The organism is Romboutsia sp. D33t1_170424_H2 (assembly GCF_015669105.1).
Taxonomy (GTDB): Bacteria; Bacillota; Clostridia; order Peptostreptococcales; family Peptostreptococcaceae; genus Romboutsia_C; species Romboutsia_C hominis.
In genome coordinates this window covers 1-24165 of record NZ_JADOZQ010000005.1, presented here as the reverse complement: position 1 = coordinate 24165, position 24165 = coordinate 1, and the positions used below count along the sequence as shown (strand labels likewise).

Here is a 24165-nt window from a genome sequence, read left to right as displayed (position 1 = left end):
TATATATTTACAAATTTTGTGATAAATTTATGATAAAATTATTTCAGCGATTATGTAATATATTACTAAATCACATAAAAAATACAAACGCATGGAGGAGTATTTATGAGTTACAAGGAAAAATACAATGAGTGGATAAACAATCCATATTTTGATGAAAAAACTAGACAAGAATTACTAAGCATAAATGATGAAAAAGAAATAGAAGATAGATTTTATACTGATTTAGAATTTGGTACTGCTGGGCTTAGAGGAGTTATAGCTGCTGGTAGTAACAGAATTAATATATATACAGTGAGAAGAGCTACTTTTGGACTTGCTAATTACATATTAAAAAATGCAAACAGTGAAAAAGATAGAGGAGTTGTTATAGCACATGACAATAGACATATGTCTAGAGAGTTTTGTATAGAAACTGCAAACACACTAGCAGCTTGTGGTATAAAAGCTTATATATTTGATTCTTTAAGAACTACACCAGAATTATCTTTTGCAGTTAGAAATTTAAATGCCATAGCAGGTGTTGTTATAACTGCTAGCCACAACCCACCAGAATATAATGGATACAAAGTATACTGGGAAGATGGAGCACAAGTTATGCCTCATATTGCAAGTGCTATAACTGATGAAATAAACTCTATAGTAGATTATAGTACTATACCAACACTTACTGATGAAAATAAAGATTTAGTTATTAAGCTTGATGAAAAAGAAGATACTGATTTTATAGAAGCTGTAAAAACTCAAGTTATAAGAAAAGATTTAATAGATAAGTTTGGAAAAGACTTTAAAATAGTATACACTCCACTTTGTGGAACAGGAAATGTTCCTATAAGAAGAGCTTTAAAAGAAATAGGATTTGAAAATGTAATGGTAGTTAGTGAAGAAGAAAATCCAGACCCTAATTTTTCTGGTATAGAGTATCCTAATCCAGAAGATAAAAAAGCATTAGTTAGAGGTATTAATTTAGCTAAAGAAGTAGGAGCAGATTTAGTAATAGCTACTGACCCTGATTGTGATAGAGTTGGTGTTGCTGTTAAGACTGTAAGTGGTGATTATCAAATACTTACAGGAAATCAAATTGGTGGAATGCTTACAAACTACATAATAGAAGGAAGAAAAGAAGCTAATAGATTAGAAGAAAATCCAGTACTTATAAAGACTATAGTTACATCAGAATTTGGTGCAGACATTGCTAAAGATAACAATATAGATGTTTTAAATGTACTTACAGGATTTAAGTTTATAGGAGAAAAGATAAAGTCATTTGAAGAGACTAAGGCTAATTCATACTTATTTGGATATGAAGAAAGCTATGGATATTTAGTAGGAACTCATGCTAGAGACAAGGATGCTGTTGTTACATCACTTTTAATAGCAGAAATGGCAGTTTATTATGCTTCTAATAATATGAGCTTATATGAAGGATTAATTAAGCTTTATGAAAAGTATGGATACTTTAAAGAAGAAACTATATCTTTAACTTTAAAAGGTATAGAAGGTATAGCAAAAATTAAGGATATAATGACATACTTTAGAGAAAATGATATAAATGAAATAAACAACTCTAAGGTTATTGATTTTAAAGATTACTTAAAAGGAATAGATAATCTTCCAAGTGCTAATGTAATTAAGTACTTCTTAGAAGATGGATCTTGGCTTGCTATTAGACCATCTGGTACGGAGCCTAAGTTAAAGTTTTATATAGCTACTAAGGGCAACGCTGAAAGTGATGCTATTAAAAATGTAGACGGTATAAAAGCTTTTGTAGATAGTGTTTTAGAAAAATTAGTTTAATATATATGTTTTTAAGGATATATTTTTATATATCCTTTTTTATTAGTTTACAATATTATAATTAAGGTATAAAATTAATTGGATAAAAAATTTAATCTAAAATCATTTGGAGATAAAATAAAAATCGGGAGGTGAAAATTTGATAGTAAATAGAAGAGAGCTAAAATATCCAATCAGTGAAGTGGATTATTATAAGGTAGATAATTTATTTAAAGGTGTTCTTAAAGAAGATAAAAATAATAATGGTTTTGGATATAAAATAAGAAGTCTTTATTTTGATAGCATAGATAATTGTGATTATTATTCTAAGATTAATGGAGAAGAAATTAGAAAAAAGATTAGACTTAGGATATATGATACTAAAACAGAGAATGTTAAACTTGAGATAAAAAGAAAAATGAATATAAGTCAAAGAAAAGAAACTGTTACAATAAGTAGAGAAGATGCTATTAGACTTATTAATAAAGATTATAGTGTTTTATTAAAATATAATAATGAAACCGCAAAATCAGCATACAATATTATGACAATAGGGCAATATAGACCAGTAGTTTTAGTTGATTATAATAGAAAAGCATATATACATGAAGAAAATAATATAAGAGTTACATTAGATAGTGATATAAGAAGTAATGAATTTAATTTTGATATGTTTGATGATGACATTATTATGAATCCTATAGTCAACTATTATAATGCACTACTTGAAGTTAAATTTGATGGAGAATTATTTTGTTGGATATCACAGGCTTTATCCAATTTAGATACTACAAATCAGTCTTTAAGTAAGTATTGTAGTTCTAGAAGGTTTTATGAAAATTATATATTTTAGGTAATAAGGGAGAAAAATATGAAAGAAACATTATATAAATATTTAACAGCACCTAGTGGAAATATAACGCTATTTAGTGCTATTGAAATGATGAGTATGGCATTTATACTTTCAATGGTTATATTTTGGACATATAAAATAACATTTAGTGGAGTAATGTATAATAGAAAATTTAATGTATCACTTGTAATGCTAACACTAGTTACTACTATGGTAATGATAGTAATTGGTAGTGATATAGCACTATCACTTGGTATGGTAGGGGCATTATCTATAGTTCGTTTTAGAACAGCTATAAAAGATCCAAGAGATACAGGATATATATTTTGGTGTATAGCTATAGGCCTTAGCGTAGGAAGCCAAAATTATATGATAGCTATAGTGGGGTCGCTATTTTTATTTATAGTACTTTCTATGTTTAGCTTTAGTGGAATTGGTAAAGAAGAAAGATACATTCTTATTATAAGAGGTGAAAGAGAAAGAGAAGAAGAAATAATGAGATGTGTATTTGACTCATTTAAAGGAAGTCAACTAAGAGCTAAAAACTCTGTAGGAAATAATATAGAGATAATTTATCAAATAAAGTTTAAAAATAGTAATGACAAAAATATATTAGACAATTTATACAAGATAGAAGGTGTTAGTGCAGTTAATTTAGTTGCTCAAAATGGAGAAACAATAGGATAGGTGATATGAATGAAAAAAGATATATTTAAAGCATTTATGGCACTTAGTTTTATTTTTATATCACTAATTGGAGCATCATATCTAAAAGAAGCTAAAGAAGTAGCAAGTAATAAATACAAAGAGAATAGATCAAAAGAATATGATAAAATATATCAAAATACTTATGGGGATTATGGTTTTAACCTTCCTTTAATAGTGATAGATACTAATGGAAAATCCATATCTAATAAAGAAAAGACAGTTTCAAATATTCAAGTTTACAATTCAGATAAAGAAAATAATTATTTAAATGATAATCCAAGTTTAGAAAGTAGTGCAATGATTAATATAAGAGGAAATACAACAAAATATTTTCCTAAAAAGCAGTATAGTCTAAAGCTTGTAAACAAAAAAGGAAATGAAAAAGATAAAAAAATGCTAGGTATGGATAAGGATTCAGATTGGGTATTAAATGGTCCTTTTGCTGATAAGTCTCTTATGAGAAATTATATAGCATATACTGTAGGTAGTAATATTATGGAGTATGCACCTGATGTGAGGTTTTGTGAAGTTTTTGTTATAGATGATGGAAGTAGTACTATACAAAAAAAGCACTACAAGGGAGTGTATTTATTAATAGAAAAGATAAAACGAGGAGAAGACAGGGTTGATATAGTTAAAACTCATGATAATACCGATGAAACTAGTTTTATAATAAGTAGGGACAGAAATAAAGAAGATAATATTGTAATTGGAAATTATGGATATGAAACTCATTTATATGACTATGCGTTAAATATTGAATATCCTAAAAAAGATTTAACACCAGGCAAATATAATTATATCAACAAATATATTAGTGAGTTTGAAAGAATACTATATTCAGATAAATTTAATGACCCTAAAAATGGATATAGAAAGTATATAGATGTAGATTCTTTTGTAGACTTTTATATTATTAATGAGTTCTTCTTAAATACTGATGCAGGTATATTTAGTACATATATGTATAAGGATTATAATGAAAAAATGAAAGCAGGTCCTATATGGGATTTTAATAGATCACTTGGAAATAACGAAGTAAATAAAGATAGTAGAGCTTTTGAGTATGAAGGATTTTTTATGTTGCAAAGGTATTGGTTTGATAGACTTATGGAGGATAGAGCATTTGCTAATAAAGTTGTAAGTAGATATAAAGAATTAAGAAAAAACTATCTTAGTGATGAATATCTTATAAATCTTATAGATAAAACTAAGAATTACCTAGGTACTTCAGTAAAACGGAACTTTGATAAATGGTCATTTGAACTAAGTAATCAATCTGATGTTTTTGGAATGTATTGGAATATAATACAAAAATATGGTAATGGAGAAGATGCATTTAATAAATTCTTAGGTAATAATAAAGATTTGTTAGAAGACACTACAGGAAAAGCAAATTCTTATGAAGAAGAAATAAATTTAATGAAAAATTTTATAAAAAATAGAGGCAAGTGGATGGATGAAAACATAGATAGCTTATCTAAATGGGCGAGTTAGTAGGAGATTGATATGAAGAAATTTTTACTTATTTGTATAATAGCATTTGTACTTATATATAATCTTATAAGTTCAATAGCTACTAATCAATTAGTAGGACAAAATGATACATATTTCACTAAAGTTAAAGAAAAGGAAATATATATAGCAAAGAATGGAAAATGGGAAAAACTAGATATAGTAGGAGTTAATTTAAACTCAGCTAAACCAGGAACATTTCCAAGTGATAATTTAGTATCAGAAGATGATTATTTAAGATGGATAAGTAATATCTACAATATGGGAGCAAATTGCATAAAAGTATCTAATCTTATGAGTCATAATTTTTATAATGCACTTGATAAATTCAATAAAAATAGAGAAAGTCCAATATATTTAATGCAAGGAATATACTTTGATGAAAAATATTTAAAGGATGGAGAAAATCCACAAAGTAGTAACTTAAACGATGGATTTATAACAAATATAAAGCTTATAGTAGATTCAGTACATGGTAATCCATACAACTATAATAAGCCAGATATAGTACAGTTTTACAATACTGATGTTTCAGATTATGTTATAGGATATACGCTAGGCATAGAGTTTGCAAAGCATGACATAATATATAATGAAATTATGAATGAGAAAGAAAAGTATAATGGCAAATATTTATATACAAATGATAAAGCATCATCTTTTGAATCTTATATGGCTAGTATGGGAGATTATTTATTAGACTATGAACTAGAAAGTTATAAAAAGCAAAGTCTTATAAGTTATATAGGTTCATCTTCATATAATATAGTCAGCGGTCAAAAAAATCCTGTAAAAAATACTTTTATAGAAAAAGATGATAGAATAAAAAATCAAAATTATTATTTTAATCCTGAAAATATAAAATCTAAAAGCAAATTAAAAACAGGATTATTTGCAACTTATAATATATATCCGTCTTACAACGAAGTAAAAGAATATGTAGATAAGATGGATTATTATTTTAAAAAGTTAAATAATAATCATAAAATACCAGTTGTTATAGGGGAATATGGGATACCATCATCTAGAACTGGTGGAGATTTTAATATGAACTCTGATAAAATTAAATATATAGATGAAAAAGAACAAGGAAATGCTTTAGTATCCTTATATAGGGCTATAAAAAGTTCAGGATGTGCAGGAAGCTTTTTATTTGAATTTCAAGATAGTTGGAGTAGATCTTCAGCAAATACAGCAGATAGTAAAATATTAGACCGATCAGCTTATTGGAGTGATGCACAAACTTATAGCCAAAGTTTTGGTCTTATGGCATTTGACCCAGGAAGTGGTAAAAGTGTAAGTTATGTAGATGATAGTATAGATGAGTGGAGTGAAAAAGACATTGTAAGCAAAAATAAAGATATGAGTTTATATGCTAAAAGTGATGAAAAGTATTTATATCTTATGGCAAAATTATCAAAAGATATAGACTTATCAAAAGATGATATTTATATAGACTTAGATACAACTCCTAAATCAGGTGTTAAAAAAAGCTCACAGTTTATGCTGAATTTTGAAGATAATGTTGATTTTATAATACATATAAATGATATAGATAATAGTGCTATTTATGTACATGAATATTATAATAGATTTAATTTTTATCTTAATAAAAAAGATAATCAAAAAAGACCAGATCTTATAAATCACAAAAAAGATATGGATGTCTTTTCACCAATCTATATAGAGGTAAGGCCTAAAATGTATAACACATCAAATGGTGAAGAAGAAGCTATAATACATGAAACAGGTAAATTAGTTTATGGAAATAGTAATCCAAATAGCTTAGATTATAACTCAGCTTCTGACTTTTATGTTGGCAAGGATTATGTAGAAATAAGAATACCTTGGGGGATTATTAATTTTATGGATCCATCAACTAGACAAATACAAGATGATTTTTATGAGGTATACAAGATTAAACCAATAAAAATAAAAGACATTAAAATAGGTATGACTTTAAATAGTGAATATAAAAAAGTTAGACTAAAAAGTGAAAGCTTTAAACTAGATACTTGGTTAATGCCAAATTATCATGAAAGATTAAAAGAATCTTATTATATATTGCAAAAAGAATTAACAAAAATCTCTAATTAAATGGGGGAGATATGAAAAATATAACAATAATATATATAGTGTTAGCCTTTTTTACATATATAATTTCTTGTTCAGTTATTTATATGATAGTAAATGATATGTATAACAAAAGGCACAAAAGGAAAGTTCAAGACTTAGATAACACTTTTAAAAAAGAAATATTAAAACAGCTTGAAGATATAAAAAATAAAAAAAATATAACAAAAATAAATATTGAGTATGTAAGAAATAAAATTAAAAAGAGAAGATACAAAGACTCCTTTCATAATGCATTATTTGAATTTAATAAAGACTACAATAATCATAAATACACAAAGATTTACACAAAAAACTTTGAGGATATTATAATAAATGAAATAAAGGCATGTAAGAGAAAGGATGATATTATAAAATCTTATTATGTTATGTTGCTTGGTGAATATAAATTATCTAATATAGAGATAAAAGACTTTTTATATAATTGTCTAAATACAAATTCAACTCAATTAAGAACATTAGCTCTAAAGAGTGTATCTAAAATAGGAAACTTAGATTATTTAATAAATTTTATAAGGTATATATCAGATAATGGAAAATATGTAAATAATAAAATGTTTATAGATATAATTAATATGTTTTGTGGAAACAAAAATCTACTAAATAAAAATTTAATTAAAATGTTTAATGAGCTTAACTATGAAGTTCAAAAGGTTATAATAGAGCACTTTAAAAACAATAAGATAGATTATGTAAAATTAGATTTACTTAACATGCTAAAAAGCGAAAATACTCATAAAGAAGTTAAGATAAGTATAATAAAATATTTTGCAGTAGTTAAATACAAAGAAGCGAAGCAAATTATAATAGATATAATAAATAGTAAAGATTGGGAGTATAGAACTGTGTGTGCAAGCACTCTTGGAAATTATAATAGCGAAGAAAGTATAGAGATACTACTTAAAACAATAACCGATAAAAATTGGTATGTAAGGTACAACTCAGCCATGTCTCTTCTTGGATTTGACAAAGACTATATAGAAGAAAGAATAATAAAACAAGAAGACAAATATTCAAGAGATATACTTTTTTATGCTATGTTTGTAAAAGATAAAATATCTTATGAAAAATATTTAGAAGAGATAGGAGATGTTGTGTACTCATGTTAGAGATAATTATTGGATATATTAACATTTTCTTTATGTATTATATATTTATATATGCTGTTGTATTTTTTATATCCACAGTATACTCTGTATTACAGCTTAATGAGAGTAAAAGAAAAAGAGGATTTTCAGAAGCTTTAGCAATAGATAATAAGGAAAATTATATTCCTATATCTATATTAGTACCAGCATACAATGAAGAGAAAACAGTCAATGATTGTATAGAATCTCTACTTAGTTTGGACTACAAAGAATTTGAAATAATAGTAATAGACGATGGTTCAAATGATGATACTTCTAAGGTAATTATAGACAAATTTAAACTAAAAAGAGTAGCAAGGCCAATAAGAAGATTAGTAAAATGTAAAAAAGAAGAGTTTGTATATGAAAGATTTATAAACAATATAAAATTAACTTTAGTTAGAAAAGAAAATGGTGGGAAGGCAGATGCTCTCAATATGGGAATTAATGTATCTAGATATCCACTATTTGTATCATTAGATGCAGACTCTATACTTCAATATGATTCATTAACTAATATAGTAGCACCATTTATGGAAGATGATACTACTATAGCAGTAGGCGGAAATATAAAGGTTGCAAATCAAGTTGTTTTAGAAAATGGTAGAGTAAAAAAAATATTGCCACCAAAAAAGTTACTAGTAATATTTCAGACTATAGAATATTATCGTGTATTTTTGACAACTAGAGTTTGGTTTAATAGTTTTAATGGCAATCTTATAATATCTGGTGCGTTTGGGCTTTTTAAGAAAAGTTGTGCTATAAATGTTGGAGGATATGACACTAATACAATTGGTGAAGATATGGACCTTGTTGTTAAACTTCATTCTTTTTATAGAAAAAATAAGATAAAATATAACATAAAGTATGCTTATGATGCTATTTGCTGGTCACAAGTACCAGAGACATTTAAAGACCTGAAAGGACAAAGAAGAAGATGGCACATAGGGCTTATGACAAGTTTATTTAACCATAAGTATATATTTCTAAATCCAAAATATGGGTTTGTAGGTATATTTTCTTTTATGTACTTTGTAGTATATGAGCTATTTTCTTGTGTAATAGATATATTTGGATTATTAATAATAATAGTTTCATATTTTGCAGGATATTTAAATATAAAGTTTTTAGCAACATTTTTACTAGTATATATATTATATAGTGTTATAATATCTGTAACATCTGTAATGCTTGAAAATTATGTATTTAGACATATACCAAGTATAACTACACTATTAAAATTAATACTATTTTCAATAGTTGAGAGCTTTGGGTATAGGCAATTATGTTCTTTTTATAGGTTAACTGGATTTATAGGATATAAAAAATATAAAAATAAATGGAACAAAATAACTAGGATTAAGCAAAATAGAATTAAATATGAAAAAGAAACATCAAAAGAGTAAGGATTTGCAATTTATTTTGCAAATTCTTTTTTTTGCAAATGAATGTAAAAAACAATTTAAAATATTGATACAAACATGTAGATTATATAAATATTTTGATATATATTAAAATATATAAGTAAATATTGGGGGAGTAAAAAATGATAGATATACATTGTCATATATTACCTGGAGTGGATGATGGAGCTAAGAGTCTTGAAGAAGCTTTAGAAATGGCAAAAATAGCTCAAGCTGAAGGTATAAAAACTATAATAAACACATCACATTATCATCCAGCGTTTGAAGATTATATAGTGGGAGATAAACTTTTAGATATAGCCGCAGATTTTAATAATGAATTAATAAAAAATAATATAGATGTAAATGTGCTAGTTGGAAATGAAATATATTACAATGAAAATATATTAGAATATATAGATAAAAAAGAATTTAAAAGTATAAACAATAGTAAATATGTATTAGTTGAATTTTCTCCTAGCAATTTTCCTAAAAATCTAAGTGATGTTATATTTGAGTTTAAAATAAGGGGATATATACCTATACTTGCACATGTAGAAAGATATAAAGAAATACAAAAAAATTATAGTATTTTAAAAGATGCTATAAATGAAGGGGCACTTATTCAAATCAATAGTTCAAGTGTATTAAAAAAAGGTTCTAAGTCATTTGAAGTTTGTAAATATTTATTAGATCGCAATTTAGTACAGTTTATAGCTAGTGATGCACATGATAAAGAAAGAAGAAAACCATATATCAAAGAAGTTTTCACATATATAAGTAAATACTATGGTGAAGATAGAGCTAAAACATTACTAATAGAAAATCCATTAAAAATAATAAATGATGAAGATATTTCATTTAAAGAAATAGAGCCAAAAAATAGAAAAAAAGTAGGATTTATAAAAAAAATATTTAATAGAAAATAAATAATATAATTATATTACATCTATAATTATGTATTAAATGAAATAATACTTAAGAGTATATTATCCTTTAAATATTCATACATATTATTAAGACTTTAATATCTTAATAAGGAGAATTATCTATGAAGTTTGAAGAATTACTCACTGAGCTTTATCCAATAAATGACAAGAATAATAAGATAAGAAAATTTATAAAAGAAAATTTTACAAAAGAATTGTTAATACTTTACATAACGGAATTAGCAATATATATGATAACATCTACAAAAGTATCTAGTGCTAGTATTATAGAAAAGGTAGTATATGACCAAAATATACTTTGCTTATCTGAAAAATTAAAAGAAGAAAAAGAAGGCTTATATAAAGATGACATAGAATTTCAGCTAGAAGAAGATAAAGAAGTAATAGGAGTTTATTTCTTAAAAGCTAATGAAGAAGTTATAGCTATAGTTAAGGAAGATATAGAATTATATGATGAATTAGAAAAATTTTTATTAAATTAAATGAGTAGCACTCAAGCTACTCATTTTTTATTTTTAAATACAAATATTGATTATTTAAATAATATAAAAAGCTAGATAATAAAATTAATTAACTAGCTTTAAGATTATTTCTATATTCAATAGGTGTTATACCATTTAGTTTTTTAAAAAGTGTTGTATAGTAGTTATGGTTATTATATCCAACCGATAAAGCAACATCTAATATTGTAAAATTTTTATTTTTCAAAAACTCTTTGCTTTTTTCTATTCTAAATTTATTTAAAAAATTAGTAAAAGTATATCCAGTTTCTTTTTTAAATATAGAACAAAAATAGCTTTTATTTATGCTTAGATAATTGCAAATATCATCCATATTAGTAGAAGCGTAATTTTTATGTATGTAATCAATACTATCTTTAATGTATGGATTAAATTTATTATCTTTATTAATTTTATCTTTTATAATGCTTTTTAGCATAGTTAATATGTAGCTAATACAAGAATAAGGCTTAAATGGAATATTTAACTCACTACATATATATTTTGATTTAAATGGTCCAACTATAAAGTATCCATTAAATCTAGTATTTGTTAAAGGGGTTACTATAAAGTGTATATTTTCAAAATATGTAAGGTTTATACTTGAAATAGTACTTTCCTTTAAATTATTATATATGTTTATTTTTTCTAATATTAAATCAATATCCTTTGAAAATCCTATTTTATAAATAGGGATAAACTTTTCGTTTACAAACTGTATTGGAATATCTAGACAGTCATAAAAATCTTTCAATATACTTTCTAAATTACTCATGATCTCCTCCAAAACTTGATTAAAACTAGTTAATATAATCAAATTATTTTAACTTTAAAATTTAGAATTGAAATATTTTAAACTAAAAATATTTATAAAAATAGCAAATATAATTAAAGAACTATAAAAATTTTTATAATATACTTAAAGAGTAAATGATAATCAATATCATCAATATTATCTATTAAAACGAGGAGAAAGTCAATGAGAAAAATAGCTATATATGGTAAAGGAGGCATAGGTAAATCTACGACGACGTCGAATTTATCAGCGGCTCTTTCACAATTAGGATATAAGGTAATGCAAATAGGGTGTGACCCAAAAGCAGATTCAACTAAAAATCTAATGAAAGGAAAGTTTATACCTACAGTATTAGATGTAATGAATGAAAAAGGTGACGATATAGACCTTAAAGATATTGTATTTGAAGGATATAATGGAGTGCTTTGTGTTGAAGCTGGAGGACCAACTCCTGGTGTTGGATGTGCTGGTAGAGGTATAATAGCAGCTTTTGAAAAGTTAGAAGAATTAGAGGCTTTTGAAGTTTATAAGCCAGATATAGTCATATACGACGTACTTGGAGATGTTGTATGTGGAGGATTTTCAATGCCAATAAGAAATGGATACGCTAAGGATGTTTATATAGTAACATCTGGTGAGATGATGTCTATGTATGCAGCGAGTAATATATCTACAGCAGTTAATCAATTTAAAAGTAGAGGATATGCATCATTAAAAGGTATTATATTAAATGCTAAAAATGTAGATGGTGAAGTTAAATTAGTAGAAAATTTATGTAATGAGATAAATAGTAATGTTTTTCACTATATACCTAGAAATCAAATAGTTCAAATATCTGAAAATGATGGAAAAACAGTTATAGAAAAAGACAAAGAGAGCGAGATGGCAAGTATATATATGGATTTGGCTAGAAAAATAGTTAGTGAATAACTAGCCTGCAAAATAGTAACTTAGCTTATAAAAACTATATAAAAATAAATACATTAAATATAAAATTAAAACAAAATGGAGGAAATATTATGAAATTTAGAAAATTAGCATCAGTATTTTTAGTATCAGCATTATTTATAACAGGGTGTACTAATAATAGCAGTCAAAGTGAAAAAGAAAGTGATACAGCCGTTAAAGGTGCTCAAGTTGAGGAATTAGACGTAGTAGCTGCGACAGTTTCAGCTACACAAGTATTAGATAAATTAGATGCAAATGTTATAGGAATACCTACAACTAAAATGGAAATACCAGAAAAGTTTAAAGGATTACCAGAAGTAGGTCAAGCAATGAATCCTGATTTAGAAATAGTAGCATCACTAGAGCCTGATGTATTTGTAATGGATAGTATGTTTAAAGAAAATGTAAAAGATAGTATGAAAGAGTATGATTTAAATACTTTCTACTTTAATACAGGAACATATACAGAATTTGTAAAAAGTATTGAAGAGTTAGGAAAAAAAATAAATAAAGAAGAAGAAGCAACTAAAGTAATAAACGAATTAAAAGAAGTTGAAAAAGAAGCTACAGCTAATAAAAGTGAAAAAGCACCAAAAGTAGCAATAATATTTGGTGGAGGAGAAAACTTCATGTTAGCTACAGAAACTTCTTATTTAGGGGATTTAGCAAAAACTGTGGGAGCAGAAAATATAACTAATAAATTAGAGGGAGATATGAGTTCACCTTATGTTCAATTTAGTTTAGAGCAAATAATAAAAGAAAATCCTGATTATATACTTAGATTTGCACATGGAAATATAGAAGAAACTAAAAAAGCTTTTGATGATGCTTTTGATAAAAATCCAGCATACAAAGAGTTAGATGCATATAAAAATGGAAAAGTGATAGATTTAGACCCTGCTATATTTAACGTATCTGCAAACCTACAAGTAAAAGAAGCTATAAAAACTTTAGGGAATGTACTTTACGGTAACTAGGTATGAAGCTAAATAAAAAATATTTAACTATAGGTATAAGTTTTATAATGTTAGCAGTACTTTTAGTACTGCTTTCTACTATAGGTAGTGTAGATTTAAGTTTTAATGAAATAATTAAAGCTCTTATAAATGATGATAATAAAGTAGTAACTACTATTGTCTATAAGATGAGGCTACCAAGAAATATACTAGCAGCATTAGTTGGAGCAAACTTAGCAGTAGCAGGAATATTACTTCAATCAGTTATGAAAAATCCACTAGCAGACCCTGGTATAACAGGAGTATCAACAGGTGCTAGTGTAGCTGCTATTATAATACTTTTATTAGCTCCAAAGTATACGAATATACTACCTATAGTTGCATTTGTAGGTGGTGCTATAGCATGTATATTAGTATTTTTAATGGCTTATAAAAATGGGATAAAGCCAGGAAGAATAGTATTAGCAGGGGTTGCTGTAAATACTATATTAGGAGGAGTTATATCATTTTTATCAACAATGTATAGTGATAGGATACAAAGTGCTATGCTTTGGTTAAATGGAAGCTTAGCTACTAAAACTTGGGTAGATGTTAATATGTTATTTGGATATTCTATAATAGCACTTATAGTATCACTACTTCTTATAAGAAGTGCAAATGTTTTACAACTTGGAGATGAAGCAGCAACAAATCTTGGATTTAATGTTAACTTAACTAGACTATTAATTTCAGGTGTAGCAGTATTTTTAGCTGCTATATCAACATCAGTTGTAGGAGTTATAAGCTTTGTTGGACTTATTGTTCCTCATATATCTAGAATGATTATGGGAAGTGATCATAAATATACTATACCTTTTAGTATGGTACTAGGGAGTATAGTATTATTAGTTGCAGATACTTTAGGAAGAACCATAGGTGGAGCTATAGAAATACCAGTTGGAGTCATTATGTCTATAGTTGGAGGTCCGTTTTTCTTATACTTACTAAGAAAGAGAGGAGATTATTAATGATAAGTGCTAGTAATTTAAAAGTTGGATATGAAGATAAAGTTATAATAGAGAATTTAAACTTAGAAATAAATAAAGGAGAAGTTGTATCCATAATAGGTCCAAATGGATGTGGAAAATCAACTTTATTAAAGAGTTTATCTAGGATGATAAAACCTTTAAGTGGAGAAGTTTTTTTAGAAGGAAAAAGAATAAAAGACTTAAAGGGAAAATTAATAGCTCAAAAGGTGTGCTTATTATCTCAACACAACAATGCACCTATGGATTTAACAGTTGAAGAACTTGTTTACTTTGGAAGAATCCCTCACAAAAAATGGTTTGAAACTAAGACAAATAATGACAAAGAAATAGTAGATTGGGCAATAGAAAATACAGGGCTTAGTAAATATAAAAAGACTCCAATAGGGGCATTATCTGGAGGCGAAAGACAAAGGGCATATATTGCACAAGCACTATGTCAAAAGCCAGACATATTACTTCTTGATGAGCCTACTACATATTTAGATATATCATATCAACTAGAGCTTATGGAGTTAGTTAGAGAAATAAATGAAAAGTTTAAAATAACAATAGTAATGGTACTACATGAGTTAAACCAAGCTAGTAAGTATAGCGATAGGCTTATAATTATGAAAGATGGTCAAATTATAAGTGATGGTAGACCAAATGATGTTGTAAATAAGGATGTTATAAAAAAAGTTTATAAAATAGAGTGTGATATAGATAATGATCCACAAAGTAATAAACCTAGAATACACCCTATAAAAACTATAAAGGCACAAAGACTAGTGTCTTAAAGCTAATGATTAAATAAGTCAATAAATATAAGAAAGAGTCAAAATCAAAATTTACATAATAAGAGGAGAAGTATGTATACTTTAGATATTTTAAATAGATTAGATGAAATAAATGAAGATAAAGATATAAAAAGTTTATCTCATGCAATATTCCCAGGGACACATTGTCCATTATTTGGGGTAGCCCTTACTGCAAGTTATATAAAAAATATGCCACTAGTTGTAATAGGAACTAGTGAATGTACTTACTACACTAAAAACTTTGCATATCATAGACAAAAAGGAAATGATAGTGTCTATTCAGTAGTTTTAAAAGACAAAGATATAGTATTTGGTGGGCAAAAGAAGGTAGAAGAAGCTATAAAACAAATAATAGAAATAGAAGAACCTGATGCCATAATGATAGTAACAACTTGTGTACCAGAGCTTATAGGAGAAGATTATTCTTCAATAGAGTATAGCTTAGATGGTGAAGTTGATATACCTATATTTGTAGTAAACACAGAACATTTTAAGTGCAACTCTCATATACCAGGAATGTCTAGAAGCTTAAAAGCACTAAGTACTTGTATGAAAAAATCAAAAGAAAAAGAAGGAATTAACATACTAGGACATAGGCAAGAAAATGTTGAATCTACAGAACTTGTGAAACTTCTTAAAAGCGAAGGAGTTAGCATTAATACTGTGATACCATCAAAGTGCGATATAGATGCTATAAAAAATGCATCAAAATCAAAAGTAAATATAGTAACAGATATGATAGCACTAGATTTGGCTAAAGCTATGAAGAAAAAGTTTGATATAGACTATATATACTTTGATAAGCATATGGATAAAAGTACAATATATAAAAACTACAAGAGATTAGAAGAATTATTAAATGTAGATTTATTAAATAAATTAGAAGATAAGATAAATGAATATGATGAGCTTTTTAGAAAGTGTAGTGATATTTTAAAAGGAAAAAAACTTATATATGGAAATACACCTATGATGGCTTTTGAAACTGTAGACTTTTTAAGTGATTTAGGTATGATACCAGTGTTTGTACAAATTAGAGAGTTATATGAACAAGATATAAAGTACAAGGAAAATATATCTAAAAAAGGATATAACCCATACATAAGTAGAATAGCAAATATAGCACCACTTAGACATTTATATGAAACAATAGGAGCAGATGTATATATAGGTCACGAAAGCCCTATAATACTTAGAGAAAAAGGGTTAATGCAAATAACACTAGACTCTCATGCACAAAAAATAGGATATGAACTACCTATAGATATGATGAAAGACTTAATAAAGCTATATGAATTAGAAACTAGCAAAATGGGAGGAATGATGTATGCAGGTATGTAAATATTTCCCCGTAGCAAATGATAGAATGGGAACAATATGGACACTGTCATCAATAAATAATGCATGTATTATAGAATTTGGTCCAGCAGGAACAACACACTATTCAATAGAGGCAATAGGAAGCTTAAATGGAGAAGAAAGAGCAAAAATATATTCAACTCATATGGATCAAAGTGATGTTACATTTGGAAAGTACGATAGAATTGAAAATGCAATAATAGAATTAGATGAAAATATAAAGCCTAAATACATATTTGTAATGGCATCATCTATATCATCTATAATAGGTGCAGATATTAAAAGTGTATGTAGAGTACTTAAAGATAAAGTAAAAGCAAAATTAATACCTATAACTACAGGTGGGCTTAAGGACGACTACAACATAGGTGTTGAAAATATATTAGAATTATTAGTAAAAGAAATAACTAAAGACAACACTAAAGATATAAATAAGTACAACATTATAGGATATAACATAGATAAATACAACTTCTTAAGTGATAGCTATGAATTAAAAAGAATTATGAAAGAGCTATTTAATAAAGACTTAAATACAATGTTTACTTGTGATACTTCTATAGAAGACATAGAAAACGCAGCGAAAGCATCTCTTAATGTAGTAGTTAGAAAAGAAGGATTAAAAGCTGCTAAATATATGAAAGAAAAGTACAATATACCATATGTATATAAAAGTTTATATGGTCTTAAAAATACTATGGAATTTATAGAAGCAGTAAATGAAATAGAAGGGTATGAGTTAAACAAAGAATTATACAATAAAGAAATAAGCTTTGTTAAAAATAACATGTTTAGTGTAAAGCGTAAGTTCTTCTTCTACAAAGAAAGTAAAAAATGTGCACTATTTGGAGATTATGATACTGTACTAGGAATAAGTGATATGCTTAGTGAATTAAATTTATGTGTAGATAGAAAAGAAGTGCTACATAAAATAGACAGTGAAGAAAATTTAGTTTCTACAGGAAGTGAATTGGATAGAATGAAATATCTAAAAAATACACAACTTCTAGGATTATTTGGTGATGGACCAAGTTTAGACATGAAAAGTAACGCTAAGATGAAGTTACAAGTAAGTAATCCAAACTTAAATAAAGTAAATATATATCCATATACTCCATATATAGGTTTTAGAGGGTGTGTATATATAATAGAAAGAATACTTAACGTAAAGTTATAGACAGGAGACAATTAATATGGAAAATATAATAAACAATCAAAAAAGCTTAATGATAAGTTCATTAAATGAAAATAAATTACCAGAAATAAGTTATGCACCATTTGTTATGATAGATAAAGATATATATTTATATTTAAGTAAAGCAGCAAGTCATTACTATAATTTAACAAATGATAAAAATTGTTCAGTTATGATAATAGAAGATGAAAAAGATTCAAAAACTATATTTGCAAGAAAAAGAGTGTCATTTGAATGTGAAGCTACTAAATTAGAAAATGCAGATGAAGCTATATATAATAAGTTTGATGAAGTACATGATTCATCTATGATGATGGTATTAAAAACTTTAGACTTTGATATATTTAAGTTAAATATAAAAAGTGGAAGATTAGTAAAAGGATTTGGGCAAGCTTTTGATATAAATATAAAAAATAAAGAATTTGAATTAATTCAAGTAAAAGAAATAAATCATAAGGGTAAATAGAAAAAACACTTAGCATAATATTATGCTAAGTGTTTTATTTTATAATACTATTAACTTACTTTGAGAATATAAAACATATATGTTATAATTTAGTATATATATACAAAAATAGGGGGAAAATATATGAAATTAAAGAAAAGTGTATATTTATCATTAGCTATAAGTGGCTTAATGTTGGGAAATGTTTCTTATGCTAATTCTAATGAATATGAAACATATACAAAACCAATGCCTAAATCACATAGCATATCTAATTACATGTCAGAAATGCCTACAGAAGTCAAACAAGATATAGAAGAACTTAATAACTTCAAATATCTAAAAACTAAAACAAATTCAAACTATGAAGTAGCACTAGCTAGCCAAGATGGAAAATATATATTTTATAAAGAAGCTAATACTTACGATGAAGCTGTAAATATAGCAAAAAATATACAAAATGAGTATAGTCATGAAAATATAGTACCATCAGTTATAAATAAAGAAGGTTTAATAGTATATAGTACAAACTCTATAGGTCGTATTGTAAAATTAGGAGATGGAATATCTGAAAGTTCTATAAACTATACTGCAAAGTTGTATAAAAATGCAAACGACACTAATGAATACACATATATAAATCATGGATATATAGAGGATGTTCCAGTTATAGAAGAAACTGAAACTATGGCAAAGATAGAAGTTGCTGGATTTAGCGGATGGATTAAAAAGCAAGATGATAAAGGTACAAATATAGTAGTACTTCCTATAAATCAAGCTCAAAACTTAAGTTACTACAAAAATGTAAATGGAAAACTAAGTCATTATATAAGTTCGAATGTACAAGGAAATACAGGAACTTATAGAACAATAGGACAAGCACCTTCATTTATGAAAAATGAAGTAAAGTATTATAGCTATGATGGAAATTATTTTTATGATGATATAAACAAACTTATAAGCGATGCAAAAGAAAATAATCATAACAATGCAGTAAATCCTAATGAACCATACTATAACTACTATCAATATTTACCAGGTAGAAGTAAAAGTTCATATGATGCTAATGATATAAATGAGTATTTTAAAGCTAAAACACCAAGTGACAGTGTTCTTAGAAATACAGGAAAATATTTTATAAAAGCTCAAAATAAATATGGAGTAAATGCATCAGTTATGGTTGGAATAGCTATGAATGAATCAGCTAAGGGAACGTCTACTTTAGCTAAACAAAAAAATAATATATTTGGAATAAATGCAAAGGATAGCAATCCAAATAATGCAAATTACTTTAAAAGCATAGAAAATTGTATAAATGAGTTTGCAAAAGAATGGATGTCAAATGAATATTTAAATCCAAATAGTTGGAAATATAATGGTAATAATCTTGGAAATAAAGAAATTGGATGTAATGTTAGATATGCATCAGATCCATATTGGTCAGAAAAAGCATCAAGTTATATGAATGAAATGGATGTAGAATTATCATCTAGAGGTTTAGGAGATGACTATAATAGATATAAAATAGGAATGCTTAATAAGTCATCAAATATAAATGATAAAAGTGGAAATAGATTATATACATCAGATAAAGGTGAAGTAGTTTTAATATCTGATGATAGAAACTCAAATATTGAGATAAATCCTGATAGAATAACTCCATCTAATGTAGCTAATCCTATACCAGGAAGTTATGACTATACATTTAAAGGATATGTAAATAAAAATGATGTAAATATTATAAATAATCAAAAAGATAAGGTAATATTAGATACTATAATAGGTAATGATAGATATGAGACAGCTGCTATGATATCTGATAACCAAAACTATACTAGTGCAATACTTGTTAATGGAGATAAAACATTAGCAGATGGACTTAGTGCAAGTGGATTATCAGGAATAACTAAATCACCAATACTTTTAACAAAAGTAGATTCTATACCAAATGAAACAAAAGAAAGATTAAATGGAGTTAATAAAGTATATTTAATAGGTGGAAAAAGTGTTATATCACCAAAAATAGAAAGTGATTTAAAATCACAAGGAAAAGAAGTTATAAGACTTTCTGGAAATAGCAGAGAAGAAACAAGTTATAAAGTTGCAGATGAAATAAAAAAAATAAATCCAAATATAGATAAAGTATTTTTAGTAAATGGATATAAAGGAGAACCAGATGCTATGAGTGTATCTCCAATTGCAAGTCGTGATGGAGTACCAATAATATTAACAAATGGAAAAGACATACCATTTAACACTAATAACAAAAGTACTTATGTTATAGGATCTAGTATATCAATGAGTGATAATATAGTAAATAAAACAAATGCAACTAGACTTGGAGGAAGTGATAGATTTGCTACTAATAAGCTAGTTATAGAAAAGTTCTATCCTAATACTAATGAGTTTTATATATCAAAAGGATATACATTAGTAGATGCTCTAACAGTATCTCCACTTGCTAAAAATTATCCTGTTGTACTAGTTCATAACAATAGTGATAAGTCAGTAATAAAAAATGCTACAAAACTTATACAAGTAGGCGGTATAGACAAGTCTATAGTTAATGAATGTATAAATGTAATAAAATAAATTATAAAAAAATAGAGTGTAAAATATCTTACACTCTATTTTTTTATGTATTTAGTATATACATATCTATATTGTATGAATATTAAATAAAAATATTATTTATACTAAATACATATAAGAAAGAAAGGAAGGATGTATTTTATGAAAACTACAATAATAGTAGCAAGTCCAAGTGAAAAATCTTTTAGTAAAAAAATCGTAGAAAAATTATCAAAAAAGCTGATTGAAAATAGAGCAGAATATGAAATAATAGATTTGTACAAAGATAACTTCAATCCTGTAATGACTGAAAAAGAAGAACAGTTATATAATGAAGGTAAGACTGATGATGAATTAGTTAAAAAATATCAACAAAGTATAAGAAATAGTGATGAGATAATTCTAGTTTTTCCAGTTTGGTTTAACAATGTACCTGCAATACTAAAAGGTTTTTTTGATAAGGTATTTATAAAAAACTTTGCATTTAGTGAAGAAGATAATAAAACAAAGGGACTTTTAAGCAATATAAAATCAGGTATGGTTATAACTACATCAGAATCAAACACAAGCTATTTAAAAGATAAATTAAATAACCCAATAGAAACAGTAATAATAAAAGGAACATTAGAAGTTTGCGGAATGAAAAATATAAAATATATAAATTTAAATGTAGAAGATAAAGAAAAAGAAGATGTATTTGAAAGCTACTTCAAATAATAAAAGTTATTTAGAAATTTATTTTAAATTACAAAAAAGCTATCTATAAACAAGATAGCTTTTTTTATTAAAGGGAAATTTATTTTTTAGAGGTTTTGTAAACTATTTTACTTCTTTAGCTTGATTAACAAAATCGTCAAATGAAGATGCTGTTATTAGTTCATCTCCTACGTATGCTGTAAACTCAGCACCACATTCACCTATACATTCATTTTCTATTTCTCTACCTAGTAAAGCCTCTCTTAAATCATCTATACTCATTCCAGAACATGCTGAACAAACTCTTATCATAATTATATCCTCCTAATTTATATTAAAATAATTTGAAATTATTATATTTTATATATACACACTATTTAGAAATTTTAAACAAAAAAAATATAAAAATACCATTTTAATTTAAAATATACTATAATCTATCATAGGATAATGTCTAACGGGGGAGGAAATTATGTTAAATAAAGAAGAATACTTGAAAATGATTTCTTACATCCCTATACCATATGTATATATAGAGATGGATGAAATAAACAAAATTAAAGTAGTAGATATAAATAAAAGATTTAATGAATTAATAGGGGATAAGATAATTAAAGGAAATATTTATAGTATTGACAATATAGGATACAAAGAAGCTTTTCTAGAAATAGATAGGCATATAGAAGACAAAATTAAAAAAATATATATAAAAGATATAAAGTCATTTTATGAAATAGAGATAATAAAAATATCAGAAAATAGATATTTAATATGGTTTAAAAGAAAAATTGATATAGATAAAAATATAAAAGAACTTATGAATGGATTAGGTGGAGTTATATGGCTAAAAGATAGAGATGGCAGGTATGTATATACAAATAAAGAAATAACAAAAGGTAAATATACAACGATTAAAAATATGATAGGAAAAACAAATGAAGAGATATATCCAGAGGAAATAGCAAAATTATTCTCAAAAGGAGAAAAAAAACTTATTAAAGAAGGTAAAGAATCTAAACATGGGCTAATCTCTTATGATGGAAAATTTTATAATGGATTTGCAAAACTTATAAAAGATGAAAATAATGAAATATTAGGAACTATAGGAATATGCTTAGATGTTATGGAAAATTTTGCATATAATAATCAATTATCTGCTATTAAAATGTTAAATTTAATTAGTGATAATATTCCAGATAGTATATTTTTAAAAGATAAACATGGAGTATTTAGACATTGTAACAAAGTATTTGCAGAAAATAGAAATATGACTAAAGAAGATATCATAGGAAAAACTGAAAAAGATATAAATACACCTCATGATAAAATAAAGAAATATGAGATAGAAGAAAAAAATATAATGAAAACTAAAAGTAAGCTTATATCTAATAATTCATCTATATCAGATGATGGAAGAGTTAGATATTTTGAAACAGTAAAGGTACCAATGTTAGATAGCAATAAAGTTGTATCTGGGGTGCTTGGAATATCTCGAGATATATCTCATAGAAAAGAGGCAGAGCTTGAATTTGAAAGCCTTAGAATGGAATTTTTTGCTAATTTATCTCATGAATTTAAGACACCATTAAATCTTATATTTAGTTCTATACAGTTAATGGAAGCTATTACAAAACGAAATAACCATGATGAAGAATATAAAAAATATACAAATATAATAAGACAAAATAGCTATAGGTTATTAAAAATGGTAAATAATTTAATTGACAGTACAAGGCTAAATGCAGGCTGCTTAGAATATAATCCGCAAAATTATAATATAGTAGAGTTTATAGAAAATATATGTGACTCTGTACAAAGCTATGCAAAAGAAGAGGGGATAAAATTAATCTTTGATACAAATGTAGAAGAAAAAATAATGGCGTTTGACTTAGAAAAAATGGATAGGATTATATTAAACTTACTATCTAATGCAATAAAATATAATACAGAAAATGGAATTATATACGTAAAATTAGATATAGATGATAAAAATTTAAATATGAGTATTAAAGATAGTGGAATAGGTATACCAAAAGATAAATTAGAAGAGGTATTTACTCTATTTAAGCAAGTAAATAATAGAATAACAAAACCTAGCGAAGGAAGTGGAATAGGTTTATCAATAGTTAAATCTTTAGTGGATTTACATGGAGGTACTATAAAAGTAGATAGTGAAGAAAAGGTAGGAAGTGAGTTTAAGATAGTTATACCAATAAGGTTATGTGAAGAAAACTATGTAAGCCAGAATGCATTTAAATATAATAAATATGTAGAGAATATAGATATAGAGTTTTCTGATATATATACTTCTGTAAGATAGACATATATTAAAATTTTATTATATATAATTAAAAAATTAACTAAGTATTAATTATATATAATATATTAATTTTATTTCCGTAGAATTTT

The 24165-nt window shown here is 26.0% G+C and carries 21 protein-coding genes; 19 read left to right on the top strand and 2 right to left on the bottom strand.

Going from position 1 to position 24165, the window contains the following annotated elements:
* Nucleotides 1-105: 105 nt before the first annotated feature.
* From I4U66_RS07400 to I4U66_RS07360, 9 genes are all read left to right on the top strand, one after another.
* Nucleotides 106-1797: a phospho-sugar mutase gene (locus I4U66_RS07400; protein WP_195928674.1), complete on the top strand. Its 1692-nt coding sequence runs from the start codon at nucleotides 106-108 to the stop codon at nucleotides 1795-1797.
* Nucleotides 1798-1936: 139 nt separating this feature from the next.
* A complete protein-coding gene (locus tag I4U66_RS07395; protein WP_195928673.1) occupies nucleotides 1937-2629 on the top strand; it encodes a polyphosphate polymerase domain-containing protein in 693 nt (230 codons plus the stop codon).
* Between the two features lie 18 nt (nucleotides 2630-2647).
* Complete coding sequence (locus I4U66_RS07390) at nucleotides 2648-3316, top strand: DUF4956 domain-containing protein (protein ID WP_195237496.1); 669 nt, start codon at nucleotides 2648-2650, stop codon at nucleotides 3314-3316.
* 9 nt (nucleotides 3317-3325) lie between these two features.
* Entirely contained in the window at nucleotides 3326-4834 is a 1509-nt protein-coding gene (locus I4U66_RS07385) for a CotH kinase family protein (protein ID WP_207743621.1), read from the top strand.
* A gap of 12 nt (nucleotides 4835-4846) precedes the next feature.
* Nucleotides 4847-6949, top strand: a complete 2103-nt coding sequence (locus I4U66_RS07380) for a hypothetical protein (protein WP_092925090.1) — start codon at nucleotides 4847-4849, stop codon at nucleotides 6947-6949.
* A gap of 11 nt (nucleotides 6950-6960) precedes the next feature.
* On the top strand, nucleotides 6961-8094 hold the full coding sequence (locus tag I4U66_RS07375; RefSeq protein ID WP_195928672.1) for a HEAT repeat domain-containing protein: 1134 nt from the start codon (nucleotides 6961-6963) through the stop codon (nucleotides 8092-8094).
* Complete coding sequence (locus I4U66_RS07370; RefSeq protein ID WP_092925094.1) at nucleotides 8088-9518, top strand: glycosyltransferase family 2 protein; 1431 nt, start codon at nucleotides 8088-8090, stop codon at nucleotides 9516-9518. The genes I4U66_RS07375 and I4U66_RS07370 overlap by 7 nt, the downstream gene beginning before the upstream one ends.
* 140 nt (nucleotides 9519-9658) lie before the next feature.
* Entirely contained in the window at nucleotides 9659-10444 is a 786-nt protein-coding gene (locus tag I4U66_RS07365) for a tyrosine-protein phosphatase (protein WP_195928671.1), read from the top strand.
* Nucleotides 10445-10566: 122 nt separating this feature from the next.
* A complete protein-coding gene (locus I4U66_RS07360) occupies nucleotides 10567-10947 on the top strand; it encodes a hypothetical protein (RefSeq protein WP_092925098.1) in 381 nt (126 codons plus the stop codon).
* An 88-nt stretch (nucleotides 10948-11035) separates the two neighbouring features.
* On the opposite strand, the gene I4U66_RS07355 is transcribed toward I4U66_RS07360, so the two are convergent.
* On the bottom strand, nucleotides 11036-11740 hold the full coding sequence (locus I4U66_RS07355; protein WP_195928670.1) for a helix-turn-helix domain-containing protein: 705 nt from the start codon (nucleotides 11738-11740) through the stop codon (nucleotides 11036-11038).
* Nucleotides 11741-11944: 204 nt separating this feature from the next.
* On the opposite strand from I4U66_RS07355, the gene I4U66_RS07350 reads away from it, so the two are divergent.
* From I4U66_RS07350 to I4U66_RS07310, 9 genes are all read left to right on the top strand, one after another.
* On the top strand, nucleotides 11945-12691 hold the full coding sequence (locus tag I4U66_RS07350; protein WP_195928669.1) for a nucleotide-binding protein: 747 nt from the start codon (nucleotides 11945-11947) through the stop codon (nucleotides 12689-12691).
* Nucleotides 12692-12780: 89 nt separating this feature from the next.
* Nucleotides 12781-13686: an ABC transporter substrate-binding protein gene (locus I4U66_RS07345; RefSeq protein ID WP_195928668.1), complete on the top strand. Its 906-nt coding sequence runs from the start codon at nucleotides 12781-12783 to the stop codon at nucleotides 13684-13686.
* A 2-nt stretch (nucleotides 13687-13688) separates the two neighbouring features.
* Nucleotides 13689-14672, top strand: a complete 984-nt coding sequence (locus tag I4U66_RS07340) for a FecCD family ABC transporter permease (protein ID WP_092925110.1) — start codon at nucleotides 13689-13691, stop codon at nucleotides 14670-14672.
* A complete protein-coding gene (locus I4U66_RS07335; RefSeq protein ID WP_195928667.1) occupies nucleotides 14672-15469 on the top strand; it encodes an ABC transporter ATP-binding protein in 798 nt (265 codons plus the stop codon). Before I4U66_RS07340 ends, I4U66_RS07335 begins: the two co-directional genes overlap by 1 nt.
* Nucleotides 15470-15541: 72 nt before the next feature.
* A complete protein-coding gene (locus I4U66_RS07330; protein ID WP_195928666.1) occupies nucleotides 15542-16831 on the top strand; it encodes a nitrogenase component 1 in 1290 nt (429 codons plus the stop codon).
* Complete coding sequence (locus tag I4U66_RS07325) at nucleotides 16818-18026, top strand: nitrogenase component 1 (protein ID WP_195928665.1); 1209 nt, start codon at nucleotides 16818-16820, stop codon at nucleotides 18024-18026. The genes I4U66_RS07330 and I4U66_RS07325 overlap by 14 nt, the downstream gene beginning before the upstream one ends.
* A 16-nt stretch (nucleotides 18027-18042) precedes the next feature.
* Nucleotides 18043-18510, top strand: a complete 468-nt coding sequence (locus I4U66_RS07320) for a HugZ family pyridoxamine 5'-phosphate oxidase (protein WP_195928664.1) — start codon at nucleotides 18043-18045, stop codon at nucleotides 18508-18510.
* A gap of 123 nt (nucleotides 18511-18633) precedes the next feature.
* Nucleotides 18634-21081, top strand: coding sequence for a cell wall-binding repeat-containing protein (locus tag I4U66_RS07315; RefSeq protein WP_195928663.1), 2448 nt, complete (start codon nucleotides 18634-18636; stop codon nucleotides 21079-21081).
* 141 nt (nucleotides 21082-21222) lie between these two features.
* Nucleotides 21223-21777 (top strand): NAD(P)H-dependent oxidoreductase, encoded by a 555-nt coding sequence (locus I4U66_RS07310; protein WP_195581193.1) that lies wholly within the window; start codon nucleotides 21223-21225, stop codon nucleotides 21775-21777.
* A gap of 102 nt (nucleotides 21778-21879) precedes the next feature.
* On the opposite strand, the gene I4U66_RS07305 is transcribed toward I4U66_RS07310, so the two are convergent.
* Complete coding sequence (locus tag I4U66_RS07305; protein ID WP_092925122.1) at nucleotides 21880-22068, bottom strand: hypothetical protein; 189 nt, start codon at nucleotides 22066-22068, stop codon at nucleotides 21880-21882.
* Nucleotides 22069-22228: 160 nt separating this feature from the next.
* Between I4U66_RS07305 and I4U66_RS07300 the strand changes: the two genes are divergently transcribed.
* Nucleotides 22229-24076, top strand: a complete 1848-nt coding sequence (locus I4U66_RS07300) for a sensor histidine kinase (RefSeq protein ID WP_195928662.1) — start codon at nucleotides 22229-22231, stop codon at nucleotides 24074-24076.
* Nucleotides 24077-24165 lie beyond the last annotated feature (89 nt).